Annotated in this window: 3 protein-coding genes and 1 pseudogene; all 4 read right to left on the reverse strand. The window is 55.0% G+C overall.

Features of this window, described 5'->3' with window-relative positions:
• Positions 1 to 311: pseudogene (gene mraY, locus R6V78_RS00095) on the reverse strand (phospho-N-acetylmuramoyl-pentapeptide-transferase); the annotation flags it as partial.
• A complete protein-coding gene (gene murF, locus R6V78_RS00100) occupies positions 308 to 1,738 on the reverse strand; it encodes a UDP-N-acetylmuramoyl-tripeptide--D-alanyl-D-alanine ligase (protein ID WP_410287279.1) in 1,431 nt (476 codons plus the stop codon). The gene murF and the pseudogene mraY, both read right to left, overlap by 4 nt.
• A 26-nt stretch (positions 1,739 to 1,764) precedes the next feature.
• Complete coding sequence (locus tag R6V78_RS00105) at positions 1,765 to 3,402, reverse strand: UDP-N-acetylmuramoyl-L-alanyl-D-glutamate--2,6-diaminopimelate ligase (RefSeq protein WP_410287280.1); 1,638 nt, start codon at positions 3,400 to 3,402, stop codon at positions 1,765 to 1,767.
• Positions 3,399 to 4,737 (reverse strand): peptidoglycan D,D-transpeptidase FtsI family protein (locus R6V78_RS00110; RefSeq protein WP_410287281.1); only part of this gene is annotated, 1,339 nt, incomplete at its 5' end. The genes R6V78_RS00110 and R6V78_RS00105, both read right to left, overlap by 4 nt.

Below are 4,737 nucleotides of genomic sequence, written 5' to 3' on the forward strand. Positions count from 1 at the left end.
ATCAGGAGCATGATCCAGACATAAAGATTGGCAAGGTTGGCCCACAGGAGTGTCGAAAAAACAATGGCGCAGATGATCAAAATGCCTCCCATGGTGGGCGTACCTGCTTTGGTGTAATGCGATTTCGGTCCGTCATCCTGAATGTATTGACCGACTTGAAGTGCTTTCAGCCGGCGAATGAGCCAGGGCCCCAGAAGGAAACATATGAGGAATGCCGTCAGACTTGCGTAGATGGTGCGAAACGTTATGTATCGAAATACATTAAATGCCGATAGGGTTGTATGCAGCGGATATAGTAAATGGTATATCATGGTCGACCTTTACCCAATGTGTTTAGTAGGTCTTTCACAAGGGTTTCCATGCGCATTCCGCGCGACCCTTTGACGAGTACCCAGCTGTCGGATGCCAGAACCGTCATCATTTCCCTGAAGATATCGGCTTTTGTGCCGGTAAAAATATCCCTGCCCGCCATACCGCCTTCGCGCGCCCCCTGGGCAACCGCATCGGCATATTCGCCGGTGGCATAAAGCCTGAATACGCCGGCGCGGGCTGCATACCAACCGATATCCCGGTGCAGCGGCCATGAGGATTCCCCCAGCTCCAGCATGTCCCCCAGCGCCACCAGCCCCCGGTTTTCTTTCTTAAGGTCCTGCAGGGTGCTGATGGCGGCTTTCATGGAGGCGGGATTGGCATTATACGTATCGTCGATGAGGATGATATTGCCCCACAGCCGGTGGAGATTCATCCTTCCCCGAAGCGGCGTGAAATTTTCCAGGGCTGATTTGATTTCCGGCAAGGGTATGCCGGCAATGTGGCCGACGGATGCAGCGGCCAGCGCATTGCTGACCATGAATTTTCCGGGGGTGCGCAGGGTGACCTGCGTTTTTTCCCGCTTTACGGTCAGTGCAAATGTTAGCCCGCCTGAATGCGCGGCTATCTCGGTGCCGCGGATATCGGCGGCATCCGATACGCCGAACAACATGGGCTTTATAGAAGTCTTTTGGGCCAGGTGTTCGGTCATGGGATCGTCGGCATTCAAAATGACTTTTCCGCCGGGCTTGATTTTTTCAAGCAGTTCGCCCTTGGCATGCATGACTCCCTCGAGCGAGCCGAGTCCTTCCAGGTGTGCTGGGCCGATATTGGTGATCAGACCGATATCCGGCCGGCAGATATCCCCCAGCCGGCTGATTTCACCCGAATGATTCATCCCGAGCTCCAAAACGGCCCAATCGTGGGAGGGCTTCAGCCGCAGAAGGGTGAGGGGAAGTCCCACCTCGTTGTTAAAATTTTTCTCAGGCGAAAGAACTTGAAAGCGCTTTGCGAGAACCGCCGCGGCCATGGATCTTGTCGAGGTTTTACCGTTGGACCCGGTGACCGCGACCACCGAAACAGGAAACTTTTTGCGATGCCAGGAGGCAAGCGCTCCCAGCGCGGCGAGGGTATCGGCGACACCGATACTGACGATTTCCCGGGCCGCAATCACCTTCCACGGCAGGCCGTCGCTGCGGTCGATGTCGACAATGATACCGTTGACGTTTTTATCGAGGACTTCCGCAACAAACACATGCCCGTCGTGAATATCGCCCGTGATGGCCAGGAAGCAGTCGCCCGGAGTGATGGTTCTGGAATCCGTGCTGATTCCGGTGAATAGGTGATCCGGCCTGCCGGACAAAAGCGTCCCGCGGACGGCTTCGGCCATTTCAGAGGCGATCCATGTATGCGGGTGAGTGATGATCACGATATCGTCATGCCCTTGGTTTGCAATCAATGCCTTGATTGCGTGAATAATGGTGAATCCATATTTTCGAGATTGCAGAAAGGCGCGGCCGCCAGTGCCTTTTTCGCTTCCAGCCGGTCATCAAAAGGGATTTTCCGGGTTCCGATGGTTTGATAGGTTTCATGCCCCTTGCCGGCGATGAGCACGATGTCACCCACTTTCGCCGCATCAATGGCCAGGCGGATGGCATGTCTTCGATCCGGCTCCGCCGCGTGGCCTTTTTCGCTAAAACCGTTTTGAAGGTCCTGGGTGATATATTCACGGGGGCAGGTCCGTTTGACACCGGCGAGGACCTGCTCGATAATTTCAACAGGCTGCTCGGTTCTGGGGTTGTCGGATGTAACAATAACAAGATCGCACAATTCCCCAGCAATTTCACCCATTAGAGGTCTTTTGACCCTGTCCCGGTCACCGCCGCAGCCGAAAACGCAAATCATCCGCTGCGGCCCGAGGCCTTTGAGTAACTGCAGGACGTTCCGCAGGGCGTCGGGCGTGTGGGCAAAATCTACATAGACGGATTTTTCAGAACCACTGGATACATATTCGAGCCTTCCCGGAACGGCCGATGTTTTTTCAATGCCTGTTTTGATGACCTCAAGCGGCAGGTTAAAAGCAACGCCTGTGCCGGCGGCGCACAGAATGTTTTCAAGATTGTAGGAACCGATGAGCTGCGATTGAAACAGAAAATTTCCGACAGGTGTGATGATTTCGCCGCGGATGCCCTTCAGGTCGATCCGGATGTCATGGGGTCTGACCATGCTTTCTTGCCATCGGCCGGCGGTCACACAGGGGTAGGAAATGTCCCTGACAAGCTCTTTGCCTTTGTCATTGTCGATGTTTATCACGGCAATGGGCTGCCGTTTCTTTTTGGATTTTCGCAGGTAATGGGTGAAAAGCTTTTTTTTAGAGTGCCAGTACCTGTCCATGCTGCCGTGAAAATCGAGGTGATCCTGGGTCAGATTGGTAAATACGCCCATATCCATATCGCAGGATTCGACTCGGAAAAGATCGATGGCATGGGAGGATACCTCCAGGACCACGTGGGTGATGCCGTCCTGCACCATTTCAGCGAGTATGCGCTGGAGATCCAGTGATTCGGGCGTTGTGGTCGGACTGCTGAAGACCTTTCCACCGTAGCGGTAATTCACCGTACCGATAACGCCGACAGGTATGCCTGCTTCGGCCAGCATATTTTCAATGAGATAGGCCGTGGTTGTTTTGCCGTTGGTTCCGGTGATGCCGACGATATGGAGCCTTTCAGAGGGGTGACCGTAAAACTCGGCGGCAAGGGCAGCCAGGGCTTTGCGGGTGTTTTTAACTTGAAGGGTCACCGCGTCGCACACAACCGGCTTTTGCGCTACCACCGCCAGTGCACCCCGATCCACTGCATCCTGGATGTAATGGTGACCATCTGTTGTAAATCCGGGAATCGCAACAAAAAGGCCGCCCGGTTTTATAAGCCGGGAGTCGTAATGAACAGCAGTGATTTCCAGGGTCGGCATGCGCTCGACGGCTGGGGGCGGCGCCTGCGGATGGTCCAGGGTCTGCCTTTTCGCAGGGATCTGATTTTTCAGGTCCACCCCGTCATCGGGCAAAAGCGTCTGTAAAAGTTCTGAAAGCCTCACCCCTCCACCTCGCTGCTCAGGGAAGCCTGCCGCAATCCGTTGTTTTTAATTTCCGGCGGTACATTCAAATACTGCAGGGTTTCGTGAGCGATTTTTCTGAAAGCGGGCGCCGCGACCGTGCCACCGTAGTGGGCGTTCTGTGGTTCATCGATGACCACCAGGATGACAGCCGCCGGCTTTGCCGCCGGTGCAAACCCGAGAAAGGACGAAAGGTATTTCCCGTTGGTGTAGGTTCTGCTTTCGTCGATCTTCTGGGCTGTGCCGGTCTTGCCTGAAATGGTGTAGCCGTCCAGGGCGGCGGTTGCGCCGGTACCGCCTTCAGTGATGACGGTCTGCATGATTCGGTTTACCACAGCGGCTGTTTCCGGTTTTACCGTCCGCCGGACGACCGTCGGTTTGCTGCGTTCGATGATGCGGCCGTTTTCGTTTGTGACGGCTTCCACGATATACGGCTTCATCAGCAGGCCGCCGTTGGCCAGTGACGATGCCGCCGCAACCAACTGTATGGCGGAGACCGATATTCCCTGGCCGAAGGCGATGGCGCTGGAGTCTATGGCGGTCCATCGCTCGCAGGGCGCCAGGCTGCCGCTTGTTTCCCCCGGGCAGCCCAAACCTGTTTTTTCGCCAAATCCGAATTTGACCAGTGACTGATACAGGGTTTCGGAGCCGACCATCTCCATGACTTTGGAGATGCCGATATTGCTTGAATATTTGACGATCTGCTGCAGCGAAAGCCATCCTCTGGGATGGGTATCATGAATCGTGTTCCTGCCGACCCTGTATGCGCCGTTTTCACAAAAAAAGATGGTGTTGGGACCGCAGATACCGGATTCCAGGGCAGCCGCAGCGGTAAAGATTTTCATGGTTGAACCCGGTTCAAATGGATCGGTAATGGATCGGTTTCTCCACGATTCCCGCGGATAGCCGCTGAAAATATTGGGATTGAAGGTGGGGGTGTGCGCCAGCGCCAGAATGGCGCCGGTTGCGGGATTCATGACCACCGCCATGCCTGATTTTGCTTCAAACTCCAGCACTGAGGATTGAAGGGCCGATTCCGTAATGTATTGAATGGTCCTGTCGATGCTAAGGATGATGTTTTTACCGCTGGACAACGGCACGACATCGCCTTCCCCCGCGTGCCTGTCGTTGGCGAACCGCCTTCCCAGGGCATCCTTGAGCACGATGACCGTTTGTTCCCCGCCTGAAAGGACCTGGTCGTAGATATACTCGATTCCCTCCAGCCCATTGCCGTCCAGTCCGGTAAACCCGATAAGCTGTGCCGCAAGTTCTTTGTTCGGATAAAACCGGGTGTATTCCGGTATAAAATCGATGCCG

It is taken from the genome of Desulfosarcina sp., from assembly GCF_046496365.1.
Lineage (GTDB): Bacteria > Desulfobacterota > Desulfobacteria > Desulfobacterales > Desulfosarcinaceae > Desulfosarcina.